Below are 23,035 nucleotides of genomic sequence, written 5' to 3' on the forward strand. Positions count from 1 at the left end.
TCGTGTCACGAGTGGGGTGACCCGGACGTCGTCGCGTCGCCCCGAGCGCTGCCAGACCGGGAGGGGGCCCGCCATGGATCCGGTGCTCGTCCTGGCCCAGGACACGCTGGCCACGGATCCCGGGGGCCAGGTGCGCACCCGCGTGACGGTCCGCAACGTCGGCGACATCGTGGCGCAGTACCGCGTCGAGGTCCTCGGCGACGCCGCCCGGTGGTCGACGGTGGTCCCGCAGCACGTCTCGGTGCTGCCGGGGGAGTCCGAGGAGCAGACGGTCGAGATCGTGTTCCGGCCGCCGCCCGCGCCCGCGGCGCCCGTCGGGACGATCCCGTTCGGCGTCCGGTGCGTCTCGCTGGAGAACCGCGACGTCGCCGCGGTGGTCGAGGGGGACGTCGTCGTGAGCCCCGTCCAGGGCCTGGACGTGCGGTTGCGTGGCGACGGCCCGAAGGGTGCCCGCGCGGGCCGGTTCCGCGTCGAGCTGCGCAACACCGGCACCACCGACCTCACGGTGACGCTGGAGGTGGCGGACGCGGCCGAGCTGCTGCGCTTCGTGCTGGCGCCGCAGGTCGTCGAGGTGCCGGCCGGCCGGACGGTTCCCGCGTACCTCGCGGTCCAGGCGCGCAACCCCCGGCTGTTCGGCAAGCCGGTGCCGCACGCGTTCACCGTCACCTACCGGGTGAGCAGGTCCGACCGTGCGGGAGAGCTGGCCGGGACGTTCGAGCAGCGCGCCGTGGTCCGCAAGCTGTGGGTCGTGCTCGCGCTGCTGCTCGTCGTCGCCGGGGTGCTCGGCTACCTGTGGCTGCGCGGGCAGGGTGGCGCCGTCGCGCTCCGCGCGGGCACGCCACCCCCTGTGGAGGTCGAGTCGCTGGAGGCGGTGCCCGGCGGTGTCCGGGTGGTGTGGCTGCGGAGCCCGTATGCCACGGGCTACGGCATCCAGGAGTGGGCGCAGGGCGTCACGGGCACCTCGAGCGAGGGCGTCGACGACCCGGACCAGACGTCGTTCCTGTGGGAGGGCCTGACGGAGGCCGAGCACTGCTTCCAGGTGCGCGCGGTCGCCGACGACGTGCAGGGCGCGTTCGGCGAGGAGCAGTGCGTGGCGGTCCCGCCGGCGGAGGCGACCCCGACGGCCACGCCGGAGCCGACGCCGACGAGCACCGCCGCCGGGCCCGCGGGGACACCGTTCGAGCCGCAGGGCTGGTACGTGCGGTGGGGCAACTTCCCGCAGGACGACACCGCGAACGCCGGTGCGGCCGACGCCCTCGTGGCGGCGCTCCAGGGGGCGGGCGCCCTCGGGGTGCAGCTCAAGAGCAGCGCCGACTCCGCGGCGTTCCTCGAGGGGCCCAACGGGGTGCCCAACACGGTCGTCTTCACCGACGGCCTGCCGGACGAGCCCACCGCGAAGGCGCAGTGCGAGACGTTCCGCTCGGTCGCGGCGCAGTGCATCTGGCAGCAGGGCGCCTCATGAGCTCGTACACGCTCGGCATCGACGTCGGCACCGCGTACACGGCGGCCGCCGTCTGGCGCGACGGTCGGGCCGCCACCGTGGCGCTCGGGGACCGCACGGACACCATTCCCTCGGCCGTCCTGCTCCGTCCGGACGGTGCGCTGCTGGTGGGCGACGCGGCCGTGCGTCGCGGCGTGCTGGAGCCCGAGCGGCTCGGGCGCGGGTTCAAGCGCCGCATGGGGGACCCGACCGGGCTGCTGCTCGGTGACGAGAGCTTCGCCCCGGAGGTGCTGACCGGCACGCTGCTGCGCTGGGTGGTCGAGACGGTGACCGCGCGCGAGGGCGGCCCGGCGGCGCACGTGACGCTCACCTGCCCGGCCGCGTGGGGTGACCTGCGGAGGGACCTCCTCGTCGCAGCGGCGGGCGAGGCGACGATGACGGACGTCGGCCTGCTCGCGGAGCCGGTGGCGGCCGCGGTGCACTACGCGGCGCTGCGCCGGGTGCCGACGGGCGCCGTCGTGGCGGTGTACGACTTCGGGGGTGGCACGTTCGACGCCGCGGTCGTCGAGAAGACGGCGGACGGGTACGAGCTGCGGGGAGAGCCCGGGGGAGACGAGCACATCGGGGGCCAGGACGTCGACCAGGTGGTGATGAACCACGTGGCGGCCACCCTGGGTCGCGCGTGGACGTCGCTGGACCCGGACGAGCCGGCCGTCCGGCACGGGCTGGCGGCGGTGCGCGAGGCGGCGGTCCTGGCCAAGGAGACGCTGTCGCAGGACGTCGAGGCGACGATCCCGGTGATCCTGCCGGGGATCACCCGCGAGGTGCGGATGACCCGGGGCGAGCTGGAGGGTGCCATCCGGATCGACGTGCTGCGGACGATCGACACGCTGGCGCGGACCATCGAGTCGGCGGGGCTGGCGCCGCAGGAACTCGACGCGATCCTCCTCACAGGCGGCTCGAGCCGGATCCCGCTGGTGTCCGAGCTCATCGCGGCGGAGCTCGGCGTCCCGGTGGTGGTCGACGCGCACCCGAAGTACGCGGTGTGCCTGGGCGCGGCGCTGACGGCGGCGAGCCGGCTGTCGTTGCCGGTCGACGCCCCGATCGTCCCGCCCGCGCCGGGTCCGGAGACGGCCCCGCCGGTGGAGGACCTCAGCCACCTGCTGGCGGCGAGCGACGACGGCGCCGCCGCGGCGGTGCAGGCCGACCCGCGTGCGCTGGGGATCACCGCGCCGGTGGACGACGTCGTCGCGCCGGCGCCCGGGACGCGGCTCGCGCTGCGCTACCTCACCTCGAAGGACACCCTCGAGGCCCGGTGGACGGGGGACAGCAGGCGGGGTCTGCGGGTGGCTCTCGTGGTCGTCGGGGTGGCGGTGGCGTTGGTCGCCGGACTGAGTGCGCTGACGCTCTTGCGCCCCTGAGACCGTTGACCGGAGGACGCGCGAAACGTACCGTGCAGTAACGTTGCCGTCCGAATGGTGAGATCACGCATGAGGCTGTTCCCGACCGTCCACGCGACAGGTGACCTGCCGCCCGCCCACCGGGCCCACCTGGAGCTCCACGGCCTCGTCCTCGTCGGCGCCGACGACGACCCCGACCTCGTCCTCGTGCTGCCGGGCACGGCACCGGCCGCCCCCGTCGTCGGGACGGGCACGGTCGTCCTGGCGACGGGGTCCGAGGCTCCTGAGGTCGCGAGCCTCCTGGCGTCCCACGGGATCACCGCGCACGCCGCCGACGCGACGCCGAGCGCCCTGGTCCCCGCCGACCTCACCGCGGACGACCTGCTCGCCTGGACGACCGACGTGGCCCTGCCCGTCCGGGCCACCCTCCACGTCGACGGCCTCGCGGTTCCGCTGCTGCGCACCGACACGGGCAGCCAGGCGCTCGGCAGCACCGTTGCCGCCGGCCTGCGCGCCGGGCGCGGTCGGCTGCTCGTCCTCGGGGTCGACGCGCTCGCCGAGCCGGAGGTGCTGCTCAACGCGGTGATCTGGGCTGCGCGCCCGGCCGCGGCCGCCACCGCCGACGAGCGTCATGCGGACCTCGTGGGCCACCCCGCGTGGACCCGCCTCAAGCGGGACGTCACGGAGCTCCAGGGTGTGCAGGTCAAGGACGGCTCCGTCCCGGACGACCAGCACCACGAGCGCGCTCGCGAGCTGGTGCACGCGATCGCCCGGTCGCTCGACGAGCTCGCACCCGCGCTGCCGCACGACGAGGACTACCTCACGGCGGTCGGCAAGGACCTGACGCGCTGGTCCGAGACCGGCTTCGGGGTCCCGGACTTCCTCGACTCCCTCGTGGCGTTCCACCCGCAGCGGCAGCGTGTCGACGGGCTGCCCCACCTGGTGCTGTTCCCGATGTACACGCAGAACGGCAGCACCGACCGGCGCGTCGAGGCCGTCCTGCTGCAGGTGCGCTGGCCCGACGTGGTGGCGCACCTGGAGGCCGAGCAGTTCAGCAACGCGCTCTTCGTGCCCGTGACGTTCCTCGACTTCACGCCCGGCTACGACACGAACTCCGCGGTCCTCTTCCCGGAGACGGTCGCCGTCCGCGAGGTGCCGACGTTCACCTGGGGGGCGATCTTCGCGGACCGCGAGGCCGCCCGGTTCCGCCGCGTCGTGCGCGCCGCGGCGGACACCACCCGGCTGGCGCTGCCCCCCGACGCCGCGCGGCTGCTGGACGACCAGCGGCTCGCCGAGGAGACCTTCGTGCTGTGGGACCTGGTCCACGACCGGACCCACATGCGGGGCGACCTGCCGTTCGACCCGTTCATGATCAAGCAGCGGATGCCGTTCTTCCTCTACTCGCTGGAGGAGCTGCGCTGCGACCTCACCGCGTTCCGGGCGGCGGTGCGCCTGGAGGGCGAGGGTGTCCCGCACGCGCGGTACGTGCAGTACGCGATCCTGTTCGACCGCCTGTTCCGGTTCCCGGTGACCGGCACGCGCGTGCGCAACTACGACGGTCTCGGTGGTCAGCTGCTGTTCGCCTGGCTGCACCAGCACCACGTCCTGCACTGGACGGACTCCCGGCTGACGATCGACTGGCCGCAGGTGCCCGACGCGGTGATCGGGCTCGCGGAGCAGATCGAGCAGCTCTACTGGCGGTCGATCGACCGCCCGAAGACCGCGCACTGGCTGGCGGCGTACGCCCTGGTGTCCGGCACCGTGACGCCGCACCCCGCGTCGGTGTGGGCCCGGGGGGACCTGCCGCTGGACGGGCCGCCCAAAGGCTTCACGGACGCGGTGCTGGACGACGAGTTCCCGCTGTCGATGTTCTACGAGGCGCTGTCCCGCAAGATCGGCGACGTCGTGGCGTCGACGAGCGGGATCACCGCCTGAGCGCGGTAGCTCCCCGACAGGGTGGGGTCGGGCGGCACGGTGTCCCGTCCGCCGCCGCCGACGTCCGAGCCCGGTCGGGGGCCTCCCGTGGCCAGCGTCAGGCTGCACATCTCGTCGACCTCGCGCCAGAACGCCTCGTCGTACCAGTAGCCCGTGTGGCTCATGACGCGCGGCAGCGGCTGGTCGACGACGTAGCGGTGCGTCGGCGGGTCGACGAGCTCGACGTCCACGCCGTCGGAGATCGTCGAGCTGCCTGAGCGGACGTCGCCCCCGATGTAGTCGGTCGCGTAGTAGACGTTGCGCCAGAGCACCGGTCCGATGCCCGCGCGGTCGTCGGTGAGGCCGGCGAGCAACCCGTCGCTGAACAGGGCGGGGAACGCCCACCGGTAGAGCTTGCCCAGGGGCGAGCCGAAGGTGACCACGCCGATCGCCGGCTCCTGCCCGGCCCGGCCCGACGTCCGGCCCACCGCGGCGGCGGCGATGACGCTGCCCTGCGAGTGCGCGCTCACCACGACGCGGCCTCCGTTGTCGTGCAGCCGCCAGATCCGACGGGTCAGCTCCGGCACGGCCCGCTCGGCGTACGCCGGGGGCGCGAAGGGGTGGAACGCCCGCGGGAAGAACGTCCCGACGTCGAAGAGCGAGCCGAGGACCCGGCGCCAGCGCTCGTTGCGCCACGCGAGGGTGAGCACCAGGACGTACAGCGGCGGGAACGCCACCGCGACCTTGGTGCCGATGCCGACGAAGAACATCGGCGGCTCCCGGTGCTGGAGCAGCACCTGGTTGAGGAAGAGCACGAGCCCGACCACGGCGCACACCGTGAGCGCAATGAACAGGATGGCGACGGCACGCGAGTGGTCGCCGACGAAGCGCATCGTCGCGACCTTGTGCACCCACGGCGTCGGCCGGCCCTGCCGCTGCCGGCCGCGGACGCCGAACAGCGGGGGGTCGAACGCCGACCGCCACCACGCGGCCTCGGTGCCCGCGGCGGCGTCCACCTCGATCTCCGGGATACCGGCCCGGGCGTAGCGGTCGCGCAGGTCCGCCTCGACCGCCGGCGCGTTCGCCCTGGTCCGGACGCGGAGCACGACGAGGAAGGCGGCGCCGAACAGGACCACGAGCACGATGAGCCCCAGCGACAGGATCGACGCGAGCGACCCGATGGCCATCGGGACGTAGACGGCGTCAGCCACGACCCTCGTGCCCGGGCCCGGTGCGAACGCCCACTCGATCGTGCCGACGAGGTCCGCGACGTAGACGATCGCCGACAGCAGCACCGTGTTCGCCACCACCATCGCGATGGTGTTCATGACGAAGGGCCCCGCCCACGGGAAGGTGCTGAGGCGAGGCACCGGCCGGCCGGCCCGGCGCAGCTTCCGTGACTGCCACAGGCGGTAGGACCAGGCGAGCGACTGCTGCACGGCCAGGGGGACCAGCAGGACCAGGCTCACGCCCCAGACCACGTTGAGCGACGGGCGTGCACCCGGCAGCATCCCGACCGGACCCGGGTCGGCCGGCAGGCTGACCGCGGCGATGCCCGCCAGGACGAGGGCGGCCGTGGTGAGGGTCAGTGCGATCCAGCCGAGGTCGGGCTGCGCGTCGTCGAACGCCAGCATCCCCAGGAGCACCAGCAGCGCGGCGGCGGCGGCGACGGTGGCGACCTGCCCGTACGAGCCGGCGGCCGTGCCGACCCCGAGGTCCGCCGTCGACCAGCCCAGCATCAGGGCGACGACGCCGAGGCAGGCCGTGAGATGGATCCGGGAGAGGAACCGGTGCCACTCGAGGCCAGCCCAGAAGTCGGCGGCGCGCAGCCCTCCGTCGAGCGCCGCGGCGCACCGCACCGACGGAGCGGGCAGCGCGGTGCTCGTGACGTCGGGTGCACCGGGTTCCGCACTGATCGGCGTGGGCGGCACCACGCTCTCGTACGACGACCGGGAGTGCCGCGCGAGGACCGCGAACACCGCTGCCACCAGGACCGCGGCGAGGGCGCCGAGGACGATGCGGTTGCCGGGGCGGTCGACCGCCGTCCACGTCTCGACGGTCTGGGCCCACCAGGACGTGATGCCGCCCTGCACCCCGTCGGTCGCGGCGGCCGGGTCGGGGCCGGGAAGCGGCTCGGTCCGGCCCCACTGGTAGGCGAGGACGTCGAGGGCGAGGTAGGTGACCATCGCGGCGGTGCTCAGCGTCAGGGCCAGCGCGGTCAGCCGCGCGAACCACCGGAACACCCACAGCGTGGCCGGTCGCTCGACCTCCTCCTCGCCGGACGTCACCCAGCGGCGGGCCATCCACCCGGCCATGTTGGCGAGCATCGACGGCAGCAGGAGCGCCCAGAGCGCCCGCATCCGGCTGCGCGAGGTCAGCCCGCCCCAGGAGTACGCCTCGCGGTGACGGTCCCCGGCGTCGGTGGTGCGATAGAAGCCCGCGACGCGGTCGCCAGCGATGCGGGTGGGCGTCTGGTCGCCGAGCAGCGACTCGGGGCTGGTCCCGCCCACGCCGTGCACGCGGATCTCGGTGAGCCCGCCCAGCTCGACGGCTGCGGGCACGAGCCCGCCGGATCCCGAACCTGTGGACATCGGTGCCTCCGGGTGCCTCGATCACGCGCTTGCTGGGGAAGGGGGTGTCGCAGGGTGCGCAGATACGCGCCGGTCAGCCTGGTGGTGACGTCGAGGCCCACCGCGCCTCGTCCGTCCCCCACACGCTCGGCGGGTGGTCCCACTGCGTGCCGAGCCCGGCGACCCCGAGCGGCGAGCGTGCGTACCGGAGCCGGCCGTACGGCGAGTCCGTCTCGACGAGCCAGCGGTCGGGGTCCTCGGACCCTGCGGGCGTGGGGACGTCGCTGGTCGCCGCGCTCAGCAGCCACGCCGCCGTCCCGGTCAGGGAGGCGCGCACGTGACGACCCGCGCCGGTAGCTGCCCGGTCCGTCAGCCCGCGGAGCACGGCGGCGGCGACGAGGTAACCGGTCCCGTGGTCGAGTGCCTGCGCGGGCAGCGCACCCGGGCGCCCGTCGGCAGCGCGAAGGAGGTCGGCGATCCCGCACCGCGCCTGCACGAGGCTGTCGAACCCCCGCCGGCCGGCCCAGGTGCCCTCCCAGGCCCAGGCGTCGAGCTCGACGACGACGAGGTCCGGCCGGCGCTCGTGCAGAGCGGCGACGCCGAGACCGTGGCGGTCGAGGGCGCCGGGTCGGTAGCCCATGACCACGACGTCGGCGCCGTCCAGCAGCTCGTCGAACGTCGACCGGTCCGCGGGGTCGTCGAGCGCGAGCCGGGTGGACCGCTTGCCGAAGCCGGTGTCGAGGTGGGTACCGACCTCCTCCGGGAGCCAGGGCGGGTCGACCCGGAGCACGTCGGCCCCGAGCAGCGCGAGGCTCCGGGTGGCCACGGGTCCGGCGAGCACCCGCGTCAGGTCGAGCACCCGGATCCCGTCGGCGGGCCGGCTGGGGCGACGTGCCGGCAGGGACCTCCCGGTCCCCGTGGGCCGGCTGGTGACCAGGGGCTCGTCGGACGGTGCCGGGGGTGCGACGGCGACCGCGAGGCCGTCCGCGGCGTAGGCGCGCTCCTGCACCTCGACCGCCGGGAGCTCGGCGACGACCGCGGACAGCCGGTCCACGAGGGACGTCTCGTCGCCCGTGTCGGGGATGCCGAGCGCGGCCAGAAGCCGGTCGCGGTGGTGCGGGTAGTTGGCGTGCGTGCGGACCCACCCGTCCTGCGCCCGCCAGAAGCCCGACAGCGGCGCGAACAGCGGGATCGGTCGTCCGTCGACCCGCAGGTGACGCTCGCTGGTGAACGCGACCGCCACGGCGCCCTCGTCGACCCGGACCTCCGGCAGCGGGCGTCCGGTCCGTGCCGCCAGCAGCTCGGCCGCGGCCAGCGAGCAGACGCCCACGGTCGCGCGCGCGAGCTCGCGCACCGGCAGCGGTGACGCCAGACCGGGAGCGCCGACGAACGTGACGTGACCTGCGAGGTCGGCCGCCCCGCCGAGCGCCTTCCACGCGTGCGTCGTGGCGGCATCCATGTCAACCGTCCGTGCGCTCGGGCCGAGTCTCCTCCGACCGGACGTGGAACGCGGCCACGAGCCGGGCGACGAGGACAGCGAGGAACACCTGACCGACGAGCGCCTCGAACGTGGCGATGCTGCGCCCGGGGAACATGGCCGCGGTGTAGTCGCCGTACCCGAGCGTGGTCAGGGTCGTGTAGGAGAAGTACTGGAACGAGCGCGAGTTCGCCGCCTCGCCCGACGCGAAGAACGGGCCGGGCGTGACGGCGTCCAGCACACCGAACAGGCTGGCGAAGAACATCCCGATGATCAGGTACGCGCTCAGGGCACCGGCCAGCGACTGCACGGTGACGGCGCTCCGCCGCAGGATCCGGTCGAGGATCACGACGAGGGCGGTCATGAGGATCACGCAGACGACCGCGTCCAGGACGCCGTCCGCGGCGGCGCGGGGGAGCGCCACCAGCGCGACGACGCTGACCACGGCCGAGACGACGAGCACGATGCGGACGAAGCGCTTCTGGTGCGGCATCGGCCTCGACGTGCGGACCGCCAGCCCGAGGGTGAACAGGTAGAGCACGAAGACGACGACCTCGACCCACAGGTCCGAGCTCAGCGCGAACGCGACGTAGGCCGTGACCAGCAGCGACAGGACGATCCCGAAGTCGTCGGTGCCCGTCCGGCGAGCGAGGAACGAGCGGCGCCGGGGTGGGACCGCCGTGCCTGGCTCGTCCGGTTCTGTCACGTTCCGGAGGCTAGCAGCGCAGCTCTCAGCCGATCGTCACCAGGTCCCGCACGTCGTCGTCCGGCAGGACGTCCGCGACGGCGGTGACCTCGAGCTCGTCGAGGCCGGCGTACCCGTGGTGCACGTTGAGGAACGCGGTGTCCGACGCGTCGCGGCCCGTCGCGATCCGCACCAGGCTCGTGCGCGGCGCCAGGGTGGTCGCGTCCACCACGTACCACTGACCGTCCAGGTTGGCCTCGGCCACGGCGTGGAAGTCCATCGGGGACAGCCCCGGCGCGTAGACGGAGACCAGCCGGGCGGGCACGTCCAGGGCGCGCAGCAACGCGATGACCAGGTGTGCGTAGTCGCGGCACACGCCCTTGCGGCCCAGCAGCGTCTGCACGGCCCCGTCCGTGGGCAGGCTCGATCCCGGCACGTACGACAGCCGGGACCCCACCCAGGAGCTCACCGCGGAGAGCAGGTCGTACCCGCCCAGGCCGGCGAACTCGGCGTACGCGGTCGGCCCGAGCGTGTCGGACTCGCAGTAGCGGCTCGGCCGCAGGTAGCGCAGCAGGTCCGCCTCGTCGGAGGCGACCGGGGTCGCGCGGCCGTCGACCGACGCCGAGTAGTCGAGGACCAGCCGGCCGACCTCCGCCTGCACCACGTGCAGGCGGGTGCCGTGGTGGTCCGGGACCTCGCGCACCGGGACCGGGGAGCCGTCCAGGGTGACGCGCAGCGACTCCTGGGCCGAGAACTGCGTGGACACGGCGAGCTCGAAGGCGAGGGTGGCCGGTGAGGTGACGTCGAGGGACAGGTGGGCGGTCAGGTCGCGATGCACGCGCTCATCGTGGTGCACGAGCGCTCTGCTCGCCTCCGGGCGCTACCAGGCCGAACGCACGTAGTCCTTGAGGAAGCAGCCGAACAGGTCCTCGCCCGCCTCGCCGCGCACGATCGGGTCGTACACGCGAGCGGCCCCGTCGACCAGGTCGAGCGGCGCGTGGAAGCCCTCCTCGGCCAGGCGGACCTTGGTCGGGTGGGGGCGCTCGTCGGTGATCCAGCCCGTGTCGACGCTGGTCATGAGGATGCCGTCGGTGGCCAGCTCGGTGGCGCTGGTCCGGGTCAGCATGTTCAGCGCGGCCTTGGCCATGTTGGTGTGCGGGTGCCCGGGACCCTTGTAGCCCCGGGAGAAGACGCCCTCCATCGCGGACACGTTCACCACGTACGCCCGGCCGGCCGCGGTCGCCCTCATGGCTCCTCGCAGGCGGCTGACCAGGATGAACGGCGCGGTCTGGTTGCACAGCTGGACCTCGAGCAGCTCCATCGGGTCCACCTGGTCGACCGTGTGCACCCAGCTGTTGGTCTCGGCGGTGTCCGGGACGAGCCCGCCCGCGTCGATCGCGGTCCCGGCGACGAGCCGCTCGAGCGAGGCGTGCTCGGCGGTGAGCGCGAGAGAGGCGACGCCCCCGCCCGCTGCACCTGCCGAGATGCTCGTCAGCTCGGTGACGGAGCCGGCGAGGGCCACGGGGTGCGCGCTGCTGGTCCGGCCGAACGTCGTGATCTGCGGCAGCGGGCGGTCGGGCAGGGGCTCCAGCTCCGCGTCGGCCAGGTGCGTGTACGCGCCGGGGGAGCGGCGGACGGTCTGCGCCGCGTTGTTGATGAGGATGTCGAGCGGCCCCTGCGCCGCGACCGAGTCCGCGAGCGCGACCACCTGGGCGGGGTCGCGCAGGTCGATCCCGACGATGCTCAGCCGGTCCAGCCAGTCGGCGCTGTCGGGCATCGCGGCGAACCGGCGGGCGGCGTCGCGGGGGAAGCGCGTCGTGATCGTCGTCGTCGCCCCGTCCCGCAGGAGGCGCAGCGCGATGTACATGCCGATCTTGGCCCGCCCGCCCGTGAGCAGGGCGCGCCTGCCGGTCAGGTCCGTGCGGGCGTCGCGCTTGGCGTGGTTCAGTCGCGCGCAGGTGGGGCAGAGCTGGTGGTAGAACGCGTCGACCTCGACGTACGGCTCCTTGCAGATGTAGCAGGGGCGGGCCCGCAGGAGCGTCCCCGCGGTGGCGCCCTGCGCGCTGGAGACCAGCGGGATGCCCTGGGTCTCGTCGTCGATCCGGCCGGGGCTGCCCGTGGCCGTCGCGTGGATGACCGAGCGGTCGGCGGCGCTGATGGCGTCGCGCTTCTCGGCGCGGCGCTGCTTCTTGGCCGCCTTGAACAACGCCGACGTCGCCCGGCGGGCCAGGGCCAGGTGCGGGTGGTCGGACGGGAGCCGGCTGATCTGGTCCGCGACCCGGAGGAACACGTCGAGCTCGGCGGGGTCGACGCCGTCGGGCGTCACGGGCGTCACGGGCGTCGTGCTGAGGGCAGTCATCGTGCGGGTCCTAGCTGGTCGTCCGGGGTGGCCGACGGGCAGGGGAGCACGAGAGCCGGGCGCGGGGGGAACGGTTGATCCTACCCGTCGGCCGTCGGGACCTTCCTGGGTCCGTGGCCTCGGGTGCCCCCGAGGAGCTCGCGCAGGCGGTCGTGCCGCGCGGTGCAGGCGGGACCGAGCCCGGCGAGCGTCCGGTGCGTGCACGACGGTCGCGTCGTGCCAGGTCACGACTCGGACCCGACGCGCGGGACATACCGGGACGCATCGCGCTACGTTCGGTCCGCAGGTGCGTACCGGGGGAGGGTAGGCCGGCTCCGGACGGATCAAACTGGAGGAGCACACGTGAGCGCGACGTCCGACCCGTTCGGCCCGATCCACGGCCGGCCCAGCTTCCGCGAGCACATCGACCGCGGCACGTTCCCCGCCCACGGGCTCGAGCCCGACGAGGCCTACGAGCTGCTCCACACCGGCCTGATGCTCGACGGCCGGGAGACGCTCAACCTGGCGTCCTTCGTGACCACGTGGATGGAGCCGCAGGCCGAGAAGCTCATCCACGACTCGCTGCGCAAGAACCACATCGACCACGAGGAGTACCCGGCGGCCTCCCTGATCGAGGAAGCCTGCGTGCACATGCTGGGCGACCTGTTCAACGCCCCCGATTCCACGGCCGTCGTCGGGGTCGCGACGATCGGGTCGTCGGAGGCGATCATGCTCGGCCTGCTCGCGCACAAGCGCGCGTGGCGGGACCGTCGGCGGGACGCGGGGCTGTCGACCGACCGCCCCAACGTGGTGTTCGGCGCGGAGACCCACGTCGTGTGGGACAAGTTCGCCAACTACTTCGACGTCGAGATGCGCAAGATCCCGATGAAGGCGGACCGGTTCGTGCTCAGCGCCGACGACGTCGAGGCGCACATCGACGAGAACACCATCGCGGTGGGTGCGGTGCTCGGCACCACGCACATCGGTGAGGCGGACCCGATCGAGGAGATCAACGACCTCCTCGTCCGGGTCAAGGCGGAGAAGGGCTGGGACATCCCGCTGCACGTCGACGGTGCCAGCGGGGCGTTCATCGCGCCGTTCGCCGAGCCGGACCTGCGCTGGGACTTCCGGCTCGAGCAGGTGGCGTCGATCAACGTGTCCGGCCACAAGTACGGCCTGGTGTACCCGGGCGTCGGGTGGCTGATCTTCCGGGACGCCTCCCGGCTGCCCGAGGACCTGGTGTTCAGCGTCAACTACCTCGGCGGCGCCCAGCCCACGTACACGTTCAACTTCTCGCGCGGCTCGGCCATGATCCAGGCGCAGATGTACAACTTCCTGCGGCTGGGGCGCAGCGGCTACACCTCCATCGTCGAGACGATGCTGGCCAACGCCCGGTTCCTCAACGAGAGCCTGGAGACGAGCGGCCGGTTCGAGATCCTCAACCCCGGGCTGGCGGAGCCCGTGGTCACCTTCTCGATCAAGGGCGACCCCGGGTTCGACGTCTACCACCTGTCGGCGCGGCTGCGGGAGGACGGGTGGATCGTTCCGGCGTACAGCCTGCCGCCCGACGCCGACGCGGTGCACCTGATGCGCGTCGTGGTGCGCCTCGACCTCAGCCGCATGATGATCGAGCAGCTTCTGCGCGACCTGATGAACGCCTGGGACGCGCTCGTCGCCGAGCAGCCCGTGCAGCGGCCGTCGGCCAAGCCGGACCTGTGGACGTCCCCGGCGCACGCCGCCGCGAAGAGCAAGGCGCGCACCGGCCTCCAGCAGTGACGGCGACCGTCCCGGACGTCCCGGCGGGCTGGCGGGTGCTGCGCACCCGCGGCCCGCTGGGGTTCGTCACGCATGCCGTGCTCGTCCGCCCGGACGGCAGCGAGGTGGAGTGGAGCTCCCGGCGGCACCGCAAGGGGCTCGGTCTGCGGCTCGCCGGCGTCCGGGCGGAGGGCGGCCGCGCCAGCGCCATGAGCTGGTGGATCGGGAGCCTGTTCGCCGTCGGGTCGCTCTGCTTCGCCCTCGGGTCGGTGCCGCTGTACGTCGACGCGCTCGACCCGGCCGTGGTGGCCGGCACGTTCTTCGTCGGGTCGATCTTCTTCACGTCGGCCGCCTACCTGCAGTTCCACGAGACGCTGCGGGCTCCCGGCGGGGTGCTCGCCGAGTCGGCGCGTCCGGGGCGGCTCGCGTCGCTGGTGGGCTGGAAGCCCCGGCGGATCGACTTCTGGGCGGTGCTGGTCCAGCTGGTGGGGACGGTCTTCTTCAACATCAGCACGTTCTCGGCCACGCAGGCGGACCTGACGCTCGCACAGGAGAGGCACCTCATCTGGGCGCCGGACGTCTACGGGTCGATCTGCTTCCTGGTGGCCAGCTGGTTCGCGTACGCCGAGGTGAACCGTGGGGTGCTGCCCCGCTCGGACCGCTCGGTCGGGTGGCGCATCGCGGCGCTGAACATGCTCGGCTCGATCGCGTTCGGCGTCTCGGCGGTCGCCGCCCGGTACGTGCCGTCGACGGACCAGGCGGCCAACCTGGAGCTGGTCAACCTGGGCACGTTCCTCGGTGCGGTGTGCTTCCTGCTCGGTGCCGTGCTGCTGCCCGTGGAGTCGGCGAGGGAGCGATCGTCGGCCTGACCCCGCAGACTGCGTCCGTGGAGGACGACCCGATCGCGCGGCTGCTCGCCGACCCGCCGGACCTGCCCGTGCGGGACGGGCTGCCCGACGTCGTCCGTGCCGTGCGCGCGCGGGGGGCCGTGGTCGTCCAGGCGCCGCCGGGCACGGGCAAGACCACGCTCGTCCCGCCGGCGGTCGCGGCGGCGGTGCGCGGACGCGTCGTGGTCACCCAGCCGCGACGGATCGCCGCGCGCGCCGCTGCCCGGCGGCTCGCCCACCTGCTCGGTGAGCCGGTCGGCCGGTCCGTGGGGTTCTCCATCCGGGGCGAGAGCCTGACCGGCCCCGCGACGCGGGTCGAGGTGGTGACCACGGGGGTGCTGCTGCGGCGCCTGCAGCGCGACCCGGAGCTGCCGGGCGTCGGTGCGGTGATCCTCGACGAGGTCCACGAGCGCCACCTCGTCGACGACCTCGGGCTGGCGCTCCTCGTCGACGTGCGCGCCCATCTCCGCGACGACCTCGCCGTCGTCGCGATGTCCGCGACGGTCGAGGCCGAGCGCACCGCCGCGCTCCTCGGCGGCGCCGAGCCGGCGCCCGTCGTGGCGGTCCCGGGCGCCCTGTTCCCGGTCGAGACCGTCTGGTGCCCCGCGCCCGCACGCATCGCCCGTACCGACGAGCGGGGCGTGACACCGCCGTTCCTCGACCACGTGGCGGCGACGGTCCGGCGCGCCCTGGTCGAGCGCCCCGGCGACGTCCTGGTGTTCGTGCCGGGCGCCGGTGAGGTCGACGGCGTGGTGCGGCGGCTCGGCGGCCTCGACGGCGACGTGGACGTCCGTCCCCTGCACGGGCGCCTGCCACCCCACGTGCAGGACCTCGCCCTGGCGGCGGGTGCCCGGCGGCGGGTCGTGGTGTCGACGGCGGTCGCCGAGTCGTCGCTCACGGTGCCGGGCGTCCGGCTCGTGGTCGACGCGGGCCTCTCGCGCGAGCCGCGCACCGACCACCGCCGCGGGCTCGCGGGTCTGGTGACCGTGGGGGTCAGCCGGGCGTCCGCGGAGCAGCGCGCGGGCCGCGCCGGGCGCGAGGGGCCCGGGGCGGTGTACCGGTGCTGGTCGGCGCACGACCACGCGCGCCTCGTCGCGCACCCGCAGCCGGAGATCCTCACGGCCGACCTCACGGCTTTCGCGCTCGAGCTGGCGTGCTGGGGGAGCCCGGACGGGGTCGGGCTCGCCCTCCTCGACCGGCCGCCCGTGGCCGCGATGGCGGTCGCGCGCGAGACCCTCGCCGCCCTCGGTGCCGTGGACCCCGACGGGCACCCGACCGCGCGCGGTCGCGCCGTGTCCGCCGTCCCGGCCGACCCCCGGCTCGCCCGGGGGCTGCTCGACGGGGCTGCGCTGGTGGGTGGGCGACGCGCCGCCGAGGTGGTCGCCCTGCTGTCCGACGACGTGCGGGCGCCCGGTGGGGACCTCGTCGCGGCTCTGCGGGGGCTGCGCCGCGGGGGACCCGGGTCCGGACCGTGGCAGGCGCAGGTGAGCCGGCTGCGGGCGTCGGTCCCGCCGGACGGTGTGCCGGAGCACCTCGGGGACGACCTCGCCGTCGGGCTCGTCGTGGCCCTGGCCCACCCCGACCGCATCGCCCGGCTCCGCCCCGGTGGCTCGACGTACCTCATGACGTCGGGGACGGGAGCGGTGCTGCCACCCGGGTCCGGCCTGACGGGCCTGCCGTGGCTCGCGGTCGCCGACGCCGACCGCGGTGCCGGCCGCCGTGACGCCACGATCCGGTCGGCCGCGCCGATCGACCTCGACCTGGCCATCGAGGCCGCGCCGGCGCTCCTCGGAGAGGACGAGGTCGTCGCCTGGACGGACGGCACGGTGGTCGCGCGCCGCGTGCGACGGCTCGGCGCGATCGAGCTCACGTCCGTGCCGCTCGTCGACCCGCCCCCCGAGCTCGTCGTGGCGGCGCTGCGCGACGGTCTGGCACGCGACGGGCTGGCGCTGCTGCGCTGGACCGACGCCGCCACAGCCCTCCGGCAGCGGATGGCCTTCCTGCACCGCGCGCTGGGTGCACCGTGGCCGGACGTCTCCGACGACGCCCTGCTCGTCGGCCTGCACGACTGGCTGGGCCCGGACCTCGCCCGGGTCCGCGGTGCCTGGGACCTGAGCCGTGTGGACGTCGTGCAGGCGCTGCGCCGGCTGCTGCCCTGGCCCGACGCGACCCGGCTCGACGCCCTCGCACCCGAGCGCCTCACGGTGCCCAGCGGGTCGAGCGTCCGGGTCGACTACGCCGGCGACCAGCCGGTGCTGCCGGTCCGCGTGCAGGAGGTGTTCGGATGGCGCACGACGCCGCGGCTGGCCGACGGGCGGGTCCCGCTGCTGCTGCACCTGCTCTCGCCCGCCGGTCGACCGGCGGCGGTCACCGCCGACCTGGCGTCCTTCTGGAGCACCGGCTACCCGGCGGTCCGGGCGGAGCTGCGGGGCCGGTACCCCAAGCACGCCTGGCCGGACGACCCGCTGGGAGCCGCTCCGGTGCGGGGGGTGCGGCGGTAGGTCAGTCGGCCCGGCCCGCCGCGTCGCACGGGGGCGTGACGTCGAGGCCGACCTCCTTCATCTGGGCGTCGACCATGCGCAGCGTCCGCTCCATGGCGACCGGCTGCAGCTTGCCCACCTGGTCGCCGTGCGGGTGGTCGAAGAAGCCGAGCAGGAGCAGCAGCAGCGTGATCACGACGGTGACGCTGCCCATGAGCAGACCCTGGGTCACGACACCCTCGGCCGAGTCCGCGAAGAACAGCACGTAGACGAAGATCACCGCGGAGATCACGAACAGGACGAGCCACAGCGGCAGCGGGATGAGGCCCTCGGCGCCGTGGACGCGGTCGATGCGCGCCTGCTCCCGGTCCGCCGTCTGGTCCATCCACCGGTCGTACGCCGACTGCTCCACGGGGGTCTGCGGGTCTGTGGCGTCGATCGTCCGGAACAGCGCCGGACCCCACGGGTTGAACGCGTCGTTGAGCGTCCCGTCCTGCATCTGCGGCCACTCGACGGAGAGCACGGCCCGGGCGTAGCAGACCAGCTCGCCGGTGAGGTCGTCGCGGACGTCCGCGGGCAGGAACTGGGCCGTCTGGACCTGCTGCGCGATGAGGACGGCCTCCGTCTCCGCGCCGGCCCGCGCCTGGTCGTAGGACTGGAACGCCAGGAAGATGATGAAACCGAGCAGCACCGAGAAGCCCGTGGCCAGCACCCCGAACACGCCGGACGCTCGGTCGCCGTCGCTGAAGTAGCTGCCGGCGGGCGCCCGCCGGCGCACCAGGAGCATCGCGCCGACGGTGAGTGCGGTGACTCCGAGCGTGATCAGCGCTCCCAGGACGATGTTCATGCGGCAGGGCTCGCGAGGTGGCGGAGTCGGGGCACAGGGCCAACATAGGGCCACACCGGACCCTCCCGTGCGGCACCATGGCGGCATGCCCGATGCCACGTCGTCGCCCGGGGGTCTGCTCCGCCAGACCTGGTGGCGGGCGCGTGACTACGCCGCGGTCCTGGCGTGGCAGGCCGCGGGCATCCTCTCCAGCGTCGACCCGGACGACCTGCGCAACCCTGACCGCCCGGTCGGGCCGCCGGTGGTGCTGGTACCCGGGGTGTACGAGTCGTGGCACTTCCTGCTCCCGCTCGCGACGCTCCTGCACGACCACGGCGTGCGGGTGCACGTGCTGCCCGACCTGGGCAACAACCGCCGACCGGTCCAGCAGGGCGCGACCGTGCTCGGTCGCTACGTCGCGCTGCACGACCTGCGGGACGTGGTGGTCGTCGCGCACAGCAAGGGTGGGCTGATCGGCAAGCTCGCGATGCTGCGCGAGGACCCCGACGGGCGCATCGCCTCGATGGTCGCGGTCAACACGCCGTTCGCGGGGTCCGCCTATGCCCGCTGGTTCGTCGCCCCGGCGGTCAGGGCGTTCATCCCGAGCGACGCCACCATCGTCGCGCTCGGCGCCGAGCGGGACGTGAACCGCCGGATCACGTCCGTGTACAGCCGCTGGGACCCGCACATCCCCGGTGGTAGCGCGCTCGAGGGCGCCGAGGAGGTGGTGCTCGACATGCCCGGGCACTTCCGGCCGCTGGCCGACCCGAGGCTCCACGAGCTCCTGATCCGGCGGCTCGTCAGCTCCGAGGGAGCTGCAGGACCCGCGTGAGGCCGGGGGAGTCGGGGTCGTCGACGATGTCGATGCCGTCGAGCCAGGACCCGATGACGTGCGACAGCTCGCCGGGGTGGCTGAAGTTGATGGCGTGCGCGGCGCCCTCGATGAGCGCGACCGTCGTGTGGTCGCTCGCCAGCCGGCTCACCTCCCGGACACGGACCGGCGGCGGCATCAAGGGGTCCTTGCTGCCGATCACGGCGAGCGTCGGCACGGGTGACTTCACGAGCCGCTCGAGGGAGGGGAAGCGGGTCATCTCGCTGAACAGGTGGAACGTGTTGACCGGCCCGAACCGCAGGTAGTCGGGCACCGCGACCTTCGCCATCCGGCGGTTCTCCCGGGCGCCGTCGATCGCCAGCTGCCGGACGGCGCGGCCCAGACCCTGGTTGTGGACGCCGCCGGCGGGCGAGACCAGCACGATGCGGTCCACCCGCTCGGGCGCGGCGTGCGCGACCTCCAGGCTGATCGGGCAGCCCATCGAGTTGCCCACCAGGACGACCTTGTCGAGGCCGAGCCCGTCGAGGATCTTCAGCAGCGCGAGAGCCAGCGCCGGGATGCCGAGCGTGTACTCCCAGTTATCGCTCTTGCCGTAGCCCGGCAGGTCGGGAACGAGGTTGGTCGCGCGGCGGGCGAGCAGCCGGGCCGTCGGCATGAGGTAGGCCCCGGAGATGGCGAACCCGTGTACGTGCACGATCGGGAGGGCGCCGTCGACCGGGTCGCTCTCGCGGTAGAACACCTTGTGGCCGTCGACCTCGACCGTGCCCTCGGTCCATCCGGCGCTGCTCTCCACCATGCGACAGATCGTGGCAGAGCGGCACCCCGTTGGCGAGCAGGTCGGCCGACGACGCAGGAGCGGCACCCCGGTGGGGGGTGCCGCTCCTGCGGGTGCTCAGTGCCAGGTCAGCGCAGCCAGCCGAACCGCTGCACCAGCGGCAGCCGCCCCCACCGGCTGCCGAGGCCCCAGGTGTCACCGGCGAGCAGCGTCGCGCAGACGACGAGGACGAGCGCGTAGATCACGTGGTAGTCCATGACCGGGTTGGTCGAGCCCTGCAGGAGCGGCCACTCGGCCACCCACATCGACATCATGAGCAGCGACCCGGCGACGGCCGAGACCCGCAGGCCGATGCCGAGCATGACCGCGACGCCGACACCGAGCAGGCAGAGCATGAAGAGCCAGTCGGTGACGGGTCCGGCCATCGAGGCGAAGACGTCCTTGAACGGGCCGACCGTGCCGAACTGCAGGAAGCCCTGGCTCGGCGTGCCGCCGTTGATCCACGACAGGCTCGGGTCGCCCTCGGCCACCGCCGCCCCGGTGCTGTAGTGCAGGCCGAACGTCTTGTCGAGGAACGCCCACAGGAAGATGAACCCCGTGGCAAGCCTCGTGACGGCGAGCCAGCGACGGCCGGTCGAGGACGTGACCAGGTCCTGCTCGACCAGCGTCGCAGGCTGCGTCGAGGTGCTGACCTCGGGATGGGTGGTGGACATGATGGGTGCTCTCCTCCGTGGCGGTCCTGTGAAGGACCTGTGCTGAACCGTTCCGACGGCTCCACACTGCCCCCGCTCGCAGGTGGGCCCCAGGGTCGAAGGTCCCGGACGTGTCAGGACAGCGGGACCGACCAGCGCAGGTGGGTGCCGCCCTCCGGCAGCGCGCTCACGACGACAGTGCCGTCCCGGCGCGCGGCACGGTTCTCGAGGTTGGCCAGGCCGCTCCGGCGCGACACGTCGGCAGGGAGCCCGATGCCGTCGTCCTGCACCTCGACCACCAGGTCCGTCCCGACCTCGACCCGAACCACCACGTCGTGCGCGCGGGCGTGCCGGGCGACGTTCGCCAGCGCCTCGCGGACCACGGCGACCGCGTCCTCCACCACGTCCTCCGGCACCGTGGCGGTCACCCCGTCGGTGCGCAGGCGCGGCAGGAAGCCGAGCGCCTGGCGCGCACCGACCACCTCGGCGTCGATCCGGTTCCGCAGGCCGGTGCCCGCTCCGCCGCCGGAGCGGGCACCGAGCCGGAAGATCGTCGTCCGCACGTCCTTGATGGTCTCGTCGAGGTCGTCGACCGCGGACTCCAGCCGGCGGGCGACCTCGGGTCGCACGGTCTCCTGCGCGGCGCCCTGCACGTCGAGCCCGATGGCGAACAGGCGCTGGATCACCATGTCGTGCAGGTCGCGGGCGATCCGCTCGCGGTCCTCGAGCACCGCCAGCCGCGCCCTGTCGGCCTGAGCGCCCGCGACGTCGAGGGCGAGCGCCAGCTGCTCGCCGAACCCGGCCATGCTGGGCAGGTCGAGCCGCGGTGCGTCGCCCGCGGGCCAGGACACCGCGAGCGCCCCGACCCAGCGCTCGCCGCTGCGCAGCGGCAGGGCGAGCGCCCACGTGCCGTCCGCCAGCTCGCGCAGCACCGGCCAGACGCCCGCGAGCTCCTCCGCGAGCTCGGGCGACAGCTCGTCGCTGTCCCCGAACAGCGTCGCGGTGCTCGCACCCGCGCTCTGCACGACCCTGTCCAGCACCGCGGCCAGCGCCTCGTCGCGGGGCAGGTCGCCCGTGAGCAACGACGTCGAGGCGGCGGCCGTCTCCAGCCACAGCTCGTGCTGGCGCGCCTGGTGGTAGGCGCGGGCATGACCGACCGCCACGCCCGCCGCCGCGGCGAGCGCCACCGCGACCTGCTCGTCGCGCGCGGTGAAGTCGACCGGGAGCCCGTGCGGGCCGCCCACCTTGTCGGTGAGGTAGAGGTTGCCGAACACCGCGCCGCGAGCGCGCACCGGGACGCCCAGGAAGGTCTGCATCGGCGGGTGGTTCGCAGGGAAGCCCACCGACGACGGGTGCTCCGCGATGTTGTGCAGGCGCAGCACGTCCGGGGACGTCGAGAGGTGGCCGAGCACGCCCCGCCCCTCGGGCAGGTGGCCGATGCGGAGGGCGGTCTCGGCGTCGATGCCCTGGTAGACGAACTCCTGCAGGCCACCGCGCTCCCCGAGCACGCCGAGGGCTCCGTACCGGGCGCCCGTCAGGCTGCACCCCGCCGCCACGAACCGCTCCAGGACCGTCGCCATGTCCAGGTCGGTGGTCATCGCGACGACGGCGTCCATCATCGCGCCGAGTCCGTCGTCGGGCTCGGTTCCTGAGTCCAGGGAGTCGGTCCGCATGCTCGGAGCATAGGTCGGGATCAGGGCCTTTCGGCCCTGGGTGCCGGCGCGGGCGAGGCGTTCCCTGGAGGTGATGCAGGACCGAGTCACGAGGAGGTGGGGACGGTGCGCGCACTGGTGGTGTACGAGTCGTCGTTCGGGAACACGGGTCAGGTGGCGGAGGCCGTCTGGGAGGGCATGCGCCGGCGTCTGCCGGACGTGGCGCTCCTCGACGTCGCGTCGGCCCCGCACCGGCTGCCGCCGGAGCTGGAGCTGCTCGTCGTCGGGGCCCCGACGCAGGCGTTCGGCATGAGCCGGCCGAGCACGCGCGAGGACGCGCTGCGGACCGCGGGCAGGGAGCCGGTCGGCCCGACGATCGGCGTCCGGGAGTGGCTCAGAGAGCTGGCACCCCCCGAGCGCCCCGTGCACGCGGCCACCTTCGACACCCGGATCCACACGCCGCACGTGCCCGGCTCGGCGGCCGTGGGGGCCTGGCGGGTGCTGCGGCGCGAGGGCTTCCAGGTCTCCGCCGAGGCGGAGAGCTTCTGGGTCCTGGGGATCCGCGGGCCGCTGCGCGACGGCGAGCTGGACCGCGCGCGCTCCTGGGGAGTCGGCCTGGCCGGCCTGGTGCTCGAGCCGGTGCGCTGACCGGGCTACTCGGGGTGCAGGCGGTTCTGCTCGGTGATGAACAGGGCCGCCTGCGTGCGTCCGCGCACCTCGATCTTGGCCAGCAGGCTCGAGATGTAGTTCTTCACGGTCTTCTCCGCGAGGAACATCCGGTCGGCGATCTCCCGGTTGCTCAGCCCTTCCCCGATGAGGTCGAGCACCGCGCTCTCCTGCGTGGTCAGCAGGTCCAGCCGGGGGTCGCGCTGGTGGGACTCCTGCACCCGTGCCAGGACCCGCGCCGTGGTCCCGGGGTCGAGCAGCGAACGGCCCGACGCCACGAGCCGGATGGAGTCGAGCAGCTGCGAGCCGCGGATCTCCTTGAGCACGTAGCCCGCAGCGCCCGCGGTGATCGCCGCCAGCAGGGCCTCGTCGTCCTCGTAGGAGGTGAGCATGAGGCAGCGGACGCCCGGTGCGAGCGCGGCGAGCTCGCGGCAGACCTCGACGCCGCTGCCGTCGGGCAGGCGCACGTCGAGGAGCGCGACGTCGGGCTCCGCGCGGGGGATGCGGACGAGGGCCTCCTGCGCGGTCGCTGCCTCGCCGACGACGGTGATGTCCGGCGTCGACTCGAGCAGGCGCAGGAGCCCCTGGCGGACGACCTCGTGGTCGTCGAGCAGGAACACCCGGATCTGTGGCATGGCGCCACTG

At 73.9% G+C, this 23,035-nt stretch carries 18 protein-coding genes; 8 read left to right on the top strand and 10 right to left on the bottom strand.

Annotated features, from left to right (window positions below; all coding sequences use genetic code 11):
• Nucleotides 1-73 precede the first annotated feature (73 nt).
• From CXY01_RS01725 to CXY01_RS01735, 3 genes are all read left to right on the top strand, one after another.
• The gene (locus CXY01_RS01725; protein WP_146925322.1) at nucleotides 74-1,462 is read left to right on the top strand and encodes a COG1470 family protein; all 1,389 of its coding nucleotides are present in this window, start codon (nucleotides 74-76) and stop codon (nucleotides 1,460-1,462) included.
• The gene (locus tag CXY01_RS01730) at nucleotides 1,459-2,862 is read left to right on the top strand and encodes an Hsp70 family protein (protein ID WP_146925323.1); all 1,404 of its coding nucleotides are present in this window, start codon (nucleotides 1,459-1,461) and stop codon (nucleotides 2,860-2,862) included. Before CXY01_RS01725 ends, CXY01_RS01730 begins: the two co-directional genes overlap by 4 nt.
• Nucleotides 2,863-3,426: 564 nt before the next feature.
• The gene (locus tag CXY01_RS01735; RefSeq protein ID WP_371862745.1) at nucleotides 3,427-4,776 is read left to right on the top strand and encodes a DUF6421 family protein; all 1,350 of its coding nucleotides are present in this window, start codon (nucleotides 3,427-3,429) and stop codon (nucleotides 4,774-4,776) included.
• On the opposite strand, the gene CXY01_RS01740 is transcribed toward CXY01_RS01735, so the two are convergent.
• The 5 genes from CXY01_RS01740 to CXY01_RS01760 all read right to left on the bottom strand — a co-directional run bounded on the left by CXY01_RS01740 (nucleotide 4,713) and on the right by CXY01_RS01760 (nucleotide 11,846).
• Nucleotides 4,713-7,346 carry a hypothetical protein gene (locus CXY01_RS01740; protein ID WP_146925324.1) on the bottom strand — a complete coding sequence of 878 codons (2,634 nt, stop codon included), beginning with the start codon at nucleotides 7,344-7,346 and terminating at the stop codon, nucleotides 4,713-4,715. The genes CXY01_RS01735 and CXY01_RS01740 overlap by 64 nt on opposite strands.
• A gap of 73 nt (nucleotides 7,347-7,419) precedes the next feature.
• On the bottom strand, nucleotides 7,420-8,784 hold the full coding sequence (locus CXY01_RS01745) for a CoA transferase (RefSeq protein WP_146925325.1): 1,365 nt from the start codon (nucleotides 8,782-8,784) through the stop codon (nucleotides 7,420-7,422).
• Nucleotide 8,785: 1 nt separating this feature from the next.
• Nucleotides 8,786-9,508, bottom strand: a complete 723-nt coding sequence (locus CXY01_RS01750; protein ID WP_146925326.1) for a potassium channel family protein — start codon at nucleotides 9,506-9,508, stop codon at nucleotides 8,786-8,788.
• Between the two features lie 25 nt (nucleotides 9,509-9,533).
• Complete coding sequence (locus CXY01_RS01755) at nucleotides 9,534-10,325, bottom strand: transglutaminase-like domain-containing protein (RefSeq protein WP_146925327.1); 792 nt, start codon at nucleotides 10,323-10,325, stop codon at nucleotides 9,534-9,536.
• Between the two features lie 42 nt (nucleotides 10,326-10,367).
• Entirely contained in the window at nucleotides 10,368-11,846 is a 1,479-nt protein-coding gene (locus CXY01_RS01760) for an SDR family NAD(P)-dependent oxidoreductase (protein ID WP_146925328.1), read from the bottom strand.
• 342 nt (nucleotides 11,847-12,188) lie between these two features.
• Here CXY01_RS01760 and gad point away from each other — a divergent pair, with 342 nt between their 5' ends.
• The 3 genes from gad to hrpB are packed head-to-tail and all read left to right on the top strand — an operon-like array spanning nucleotide 12,189 to nucleotide 16,968.
• The gene (gene gad / locus CXY01_RS01765; protein WP_186813255.1) at nucleotides 12,189-13,601 is read left to right on the top strand and encodes a glutamate decarboxylase; all 1,413 of its coding nucleotides are present in this window, start codon (nucleotides 12,189-12,191) and stop codon (nucleotides 13,599-13,601) included.
• Entirely contained in the window at nucleotides 13,598-14,449 is an 852-nt protein-coding gene (locus CXY01_RS01770) for a YrhK family protein (protein ID WP_146925330.1), read from the top strand. The genes gad and CXY01_RS01770 overlap by 4 nt, the downstream gene beginning before the upstream one ends.
• Before the next feature lie 17 nt (nucleotides 14,450-14,466).
• Nucleotides 14,467-16,968, top strand: coding sequence for an ATP-dependent helicase HrpB (gene hrpB, locus CXY01_RS01775; protein WP_222594464.1), 2,502 nt, complete (start codon nucleotides 14,467-14,469; stop codon nucleotides 16,966-16,968).
• 1 nt (nucleotide 16,969) lies between these two features.
• On the opposite strand, the gene CXY01_RS01780 is transcribed toward hrpB, so the two are convergent.
• A complete protein-coding gene (locus CXY01_RS01780) occupies nucleotides 16,970-17,794 on the bottom strand; it encodes a bestrophin-like domain (RefSeq protein ID WP_186813256.1) in 825 nt (274 codons plus the stop codon).
• A gap of 85 nt (nucleotides 17,795-17,879) precedes the next feature.
• On the opposite strand from CXY01_RS01780, the gene CXY01_RS01785 reads away from it, so the two are divergent.
• The gene (locus CXY01_RS01785; RefSeq protein ID WP_146925332.1) at nucleotides 17,880-18,605 is read left to right on the top strand and encodes an esterase/lipase family protein; all 726 of its coding nucleotides are present in this window, start codon (nucleotides 17,880-17,882) and stop codon (nucleotides 18,603-18,605) included.
• On the opposite strand, the gene CXY01_RS01790 is transcribed toward CXY01_RS01785, so the two are convergent.
• From CXY01_RS01790 to CXY01_RS01800, 3 genes are all read right to left on the bottom strand, one after another.
• Nucleotides 18,574-19,401 (bottom strand): alpha/beta fold hydrolase, encoded by an 828-nt coding sequence (locus tag CXY01_RS01790; protein ID WP_146925333.1) that lies wholly within the window; start codon nucleotides 19,399-19,401, stop codon nucleotides 18,574-18,576. The genes CXY01_RS01785 and CXY01_RS01790 overlap by 32 nt on opposite strands.
• Nucleotides 19,402-19,508: 107 nt before the next feature.
• Nucleotides 19,509-20,093, bottom strand: a complete 585-nt coding sequence (locus CXY01_RS01795) for a DoxX family protein (RefSeq protein ID WP_146925334.1) — start codon at nucleotides 20,091-20,093, stop codon at nucleotides 19,509-19,511.
• 113 nt (nucleotides 20,094-20,206) lie between these two features.
• Entirely contained in the window at nucleotides 20,207-21,745 is a 1,539-nt protein-coding gene (locus CXY01_RS01800) for a GAF domain-containing sensor histidine kinase (RefSeq protein WP_146925335.1), read from the bottom strand.
• 105 nt (nucleotides 21,746-21,850) lie between these two features.
• On the opposite strand from CXY01_RS01800, the gene CXY01_RS01805 reads away from it, so the two are divergent.
• A complete protein-coding gene (locus CXY01_RS01805) occupies nucleotides 21,851-22,372 on the top strand; it encodes a flavodoxin/nitric oxide synthase (RefSeq protein WP_146925336.1) in 522 nt (173 codons plus the stop codon).
• Between the two features lie 5 nt (nucleotides 22,373-22,377).
• Here the strand turns inward: CXY01_RS01805 and CXY01_RS01810 are convergent, their stop codons facing one another.
• Nucleotides 22,378-23,025 (bottom strand): response regulator, encoded by a 648-nt coding sequence (locus CXY01_RS01810; RefSeq protein ID WP_146925337.1) that lies wholly within the window; start codon nucleotides 23,023-23,025, stop codon nucleotides 22,378-22,380.
• Between the last annotated feature and the right edge of the window lie 10 nt (nucleotides 23,026-23,035).

The sequence above is a fragment of the Cellulomonas xylanilytica genome (genome assembly GCF_007989805.1).
GTDB classification, from domain to species: domain Bacteria; phylum Actinomycetota; class Actinomycetes; order Actinomycetales; family Cellulomonadaceae; genus Cellulomonas; species Cellulomonas xylanilytica.

Excerpts from the sequence above, each read along its gene's own strand:
- CXY01_RS01725 (WP_146925322.1), top strand. The coding sequence starts at position 74 with ATGGATCCGGTGCTCGTCCTGGCCCAGGACACGCTGGCCACGGATCCC.
- CXY01_RS01730 (WP_146925323.1), top strand. The coding sequence starts at position 1,459 with ATGAGCTCGTACACGCTCGGCATCGACGTCGGCACCGCGTACACGGCG.
- CXY01_RS01740 (WP_146925324.1), bottom strand. The coding sequence starts at position 7,346 with ATGTCCACAGGTTCGGGATCCGGCGGGCTCGTGCCCGCAGCCGTCGAG.
- CXY01_RS01745 (WP_146925325.1), bottom strand. The coding sequence starts at position 8,784 with ATGGATGCCGCCACGACGCACGCGTGGAAGGCGCTCGGCGGGGCGGCC.
- CXY01_RS01760 (WP_146925328.1), bottom strand. The coding sequence starts at position 11,846 with ATGACTGCCCTCAGCACGACGCCCGTGACGCCCGTGACGCCCGACGGC.
- CXY01_RS01780 (WP_186813256.1), bottom strand. The coding sequence starts at position 17,794 with ATGAACATCGTCCTGGGAGCGCTGATCACGCTCGGAGTCACCGCACTC.
- CXY01_RS01785 (WP_146925332.1), top strand. The coding sequence starts at position 17,880 with ATGCCCGATGCCACGTCGTCGCCCGGGGGTCTGCTCCGCCAGACCTGG.
- CXY01_RS01790 (WP_146925333.1), bottom strand. The coding sequence starts at position 19,401 with ATGGTGGAGAGCAGCGCCGGATGGACCGAGGGCACGGTCGAGGTCGAC.
- CXY01_RS01795 (WP_146925334.1), bottom strand. The coding sequence starts at position 20,093 with ATGTCCACCACCCATCCCGAGGTCAGCACCTCGACGCAGCCTGCGACG.
- CXY01_RS01800 (WP_146925335.1), bottom strand. The coding sequence starts at position 21,745 with ATGCGGACCGACTCCCTGGACTCAGGAACCGAGCCCGACGACGGACTC.
- CXY01_RS01810 (WP_146925337.1), bottom strand. The coding sequence starts at position 23,025 with ATGCCACAGATCCGGGTGTTCCTGCTCGACGACCACGAGGTCGTCCGC.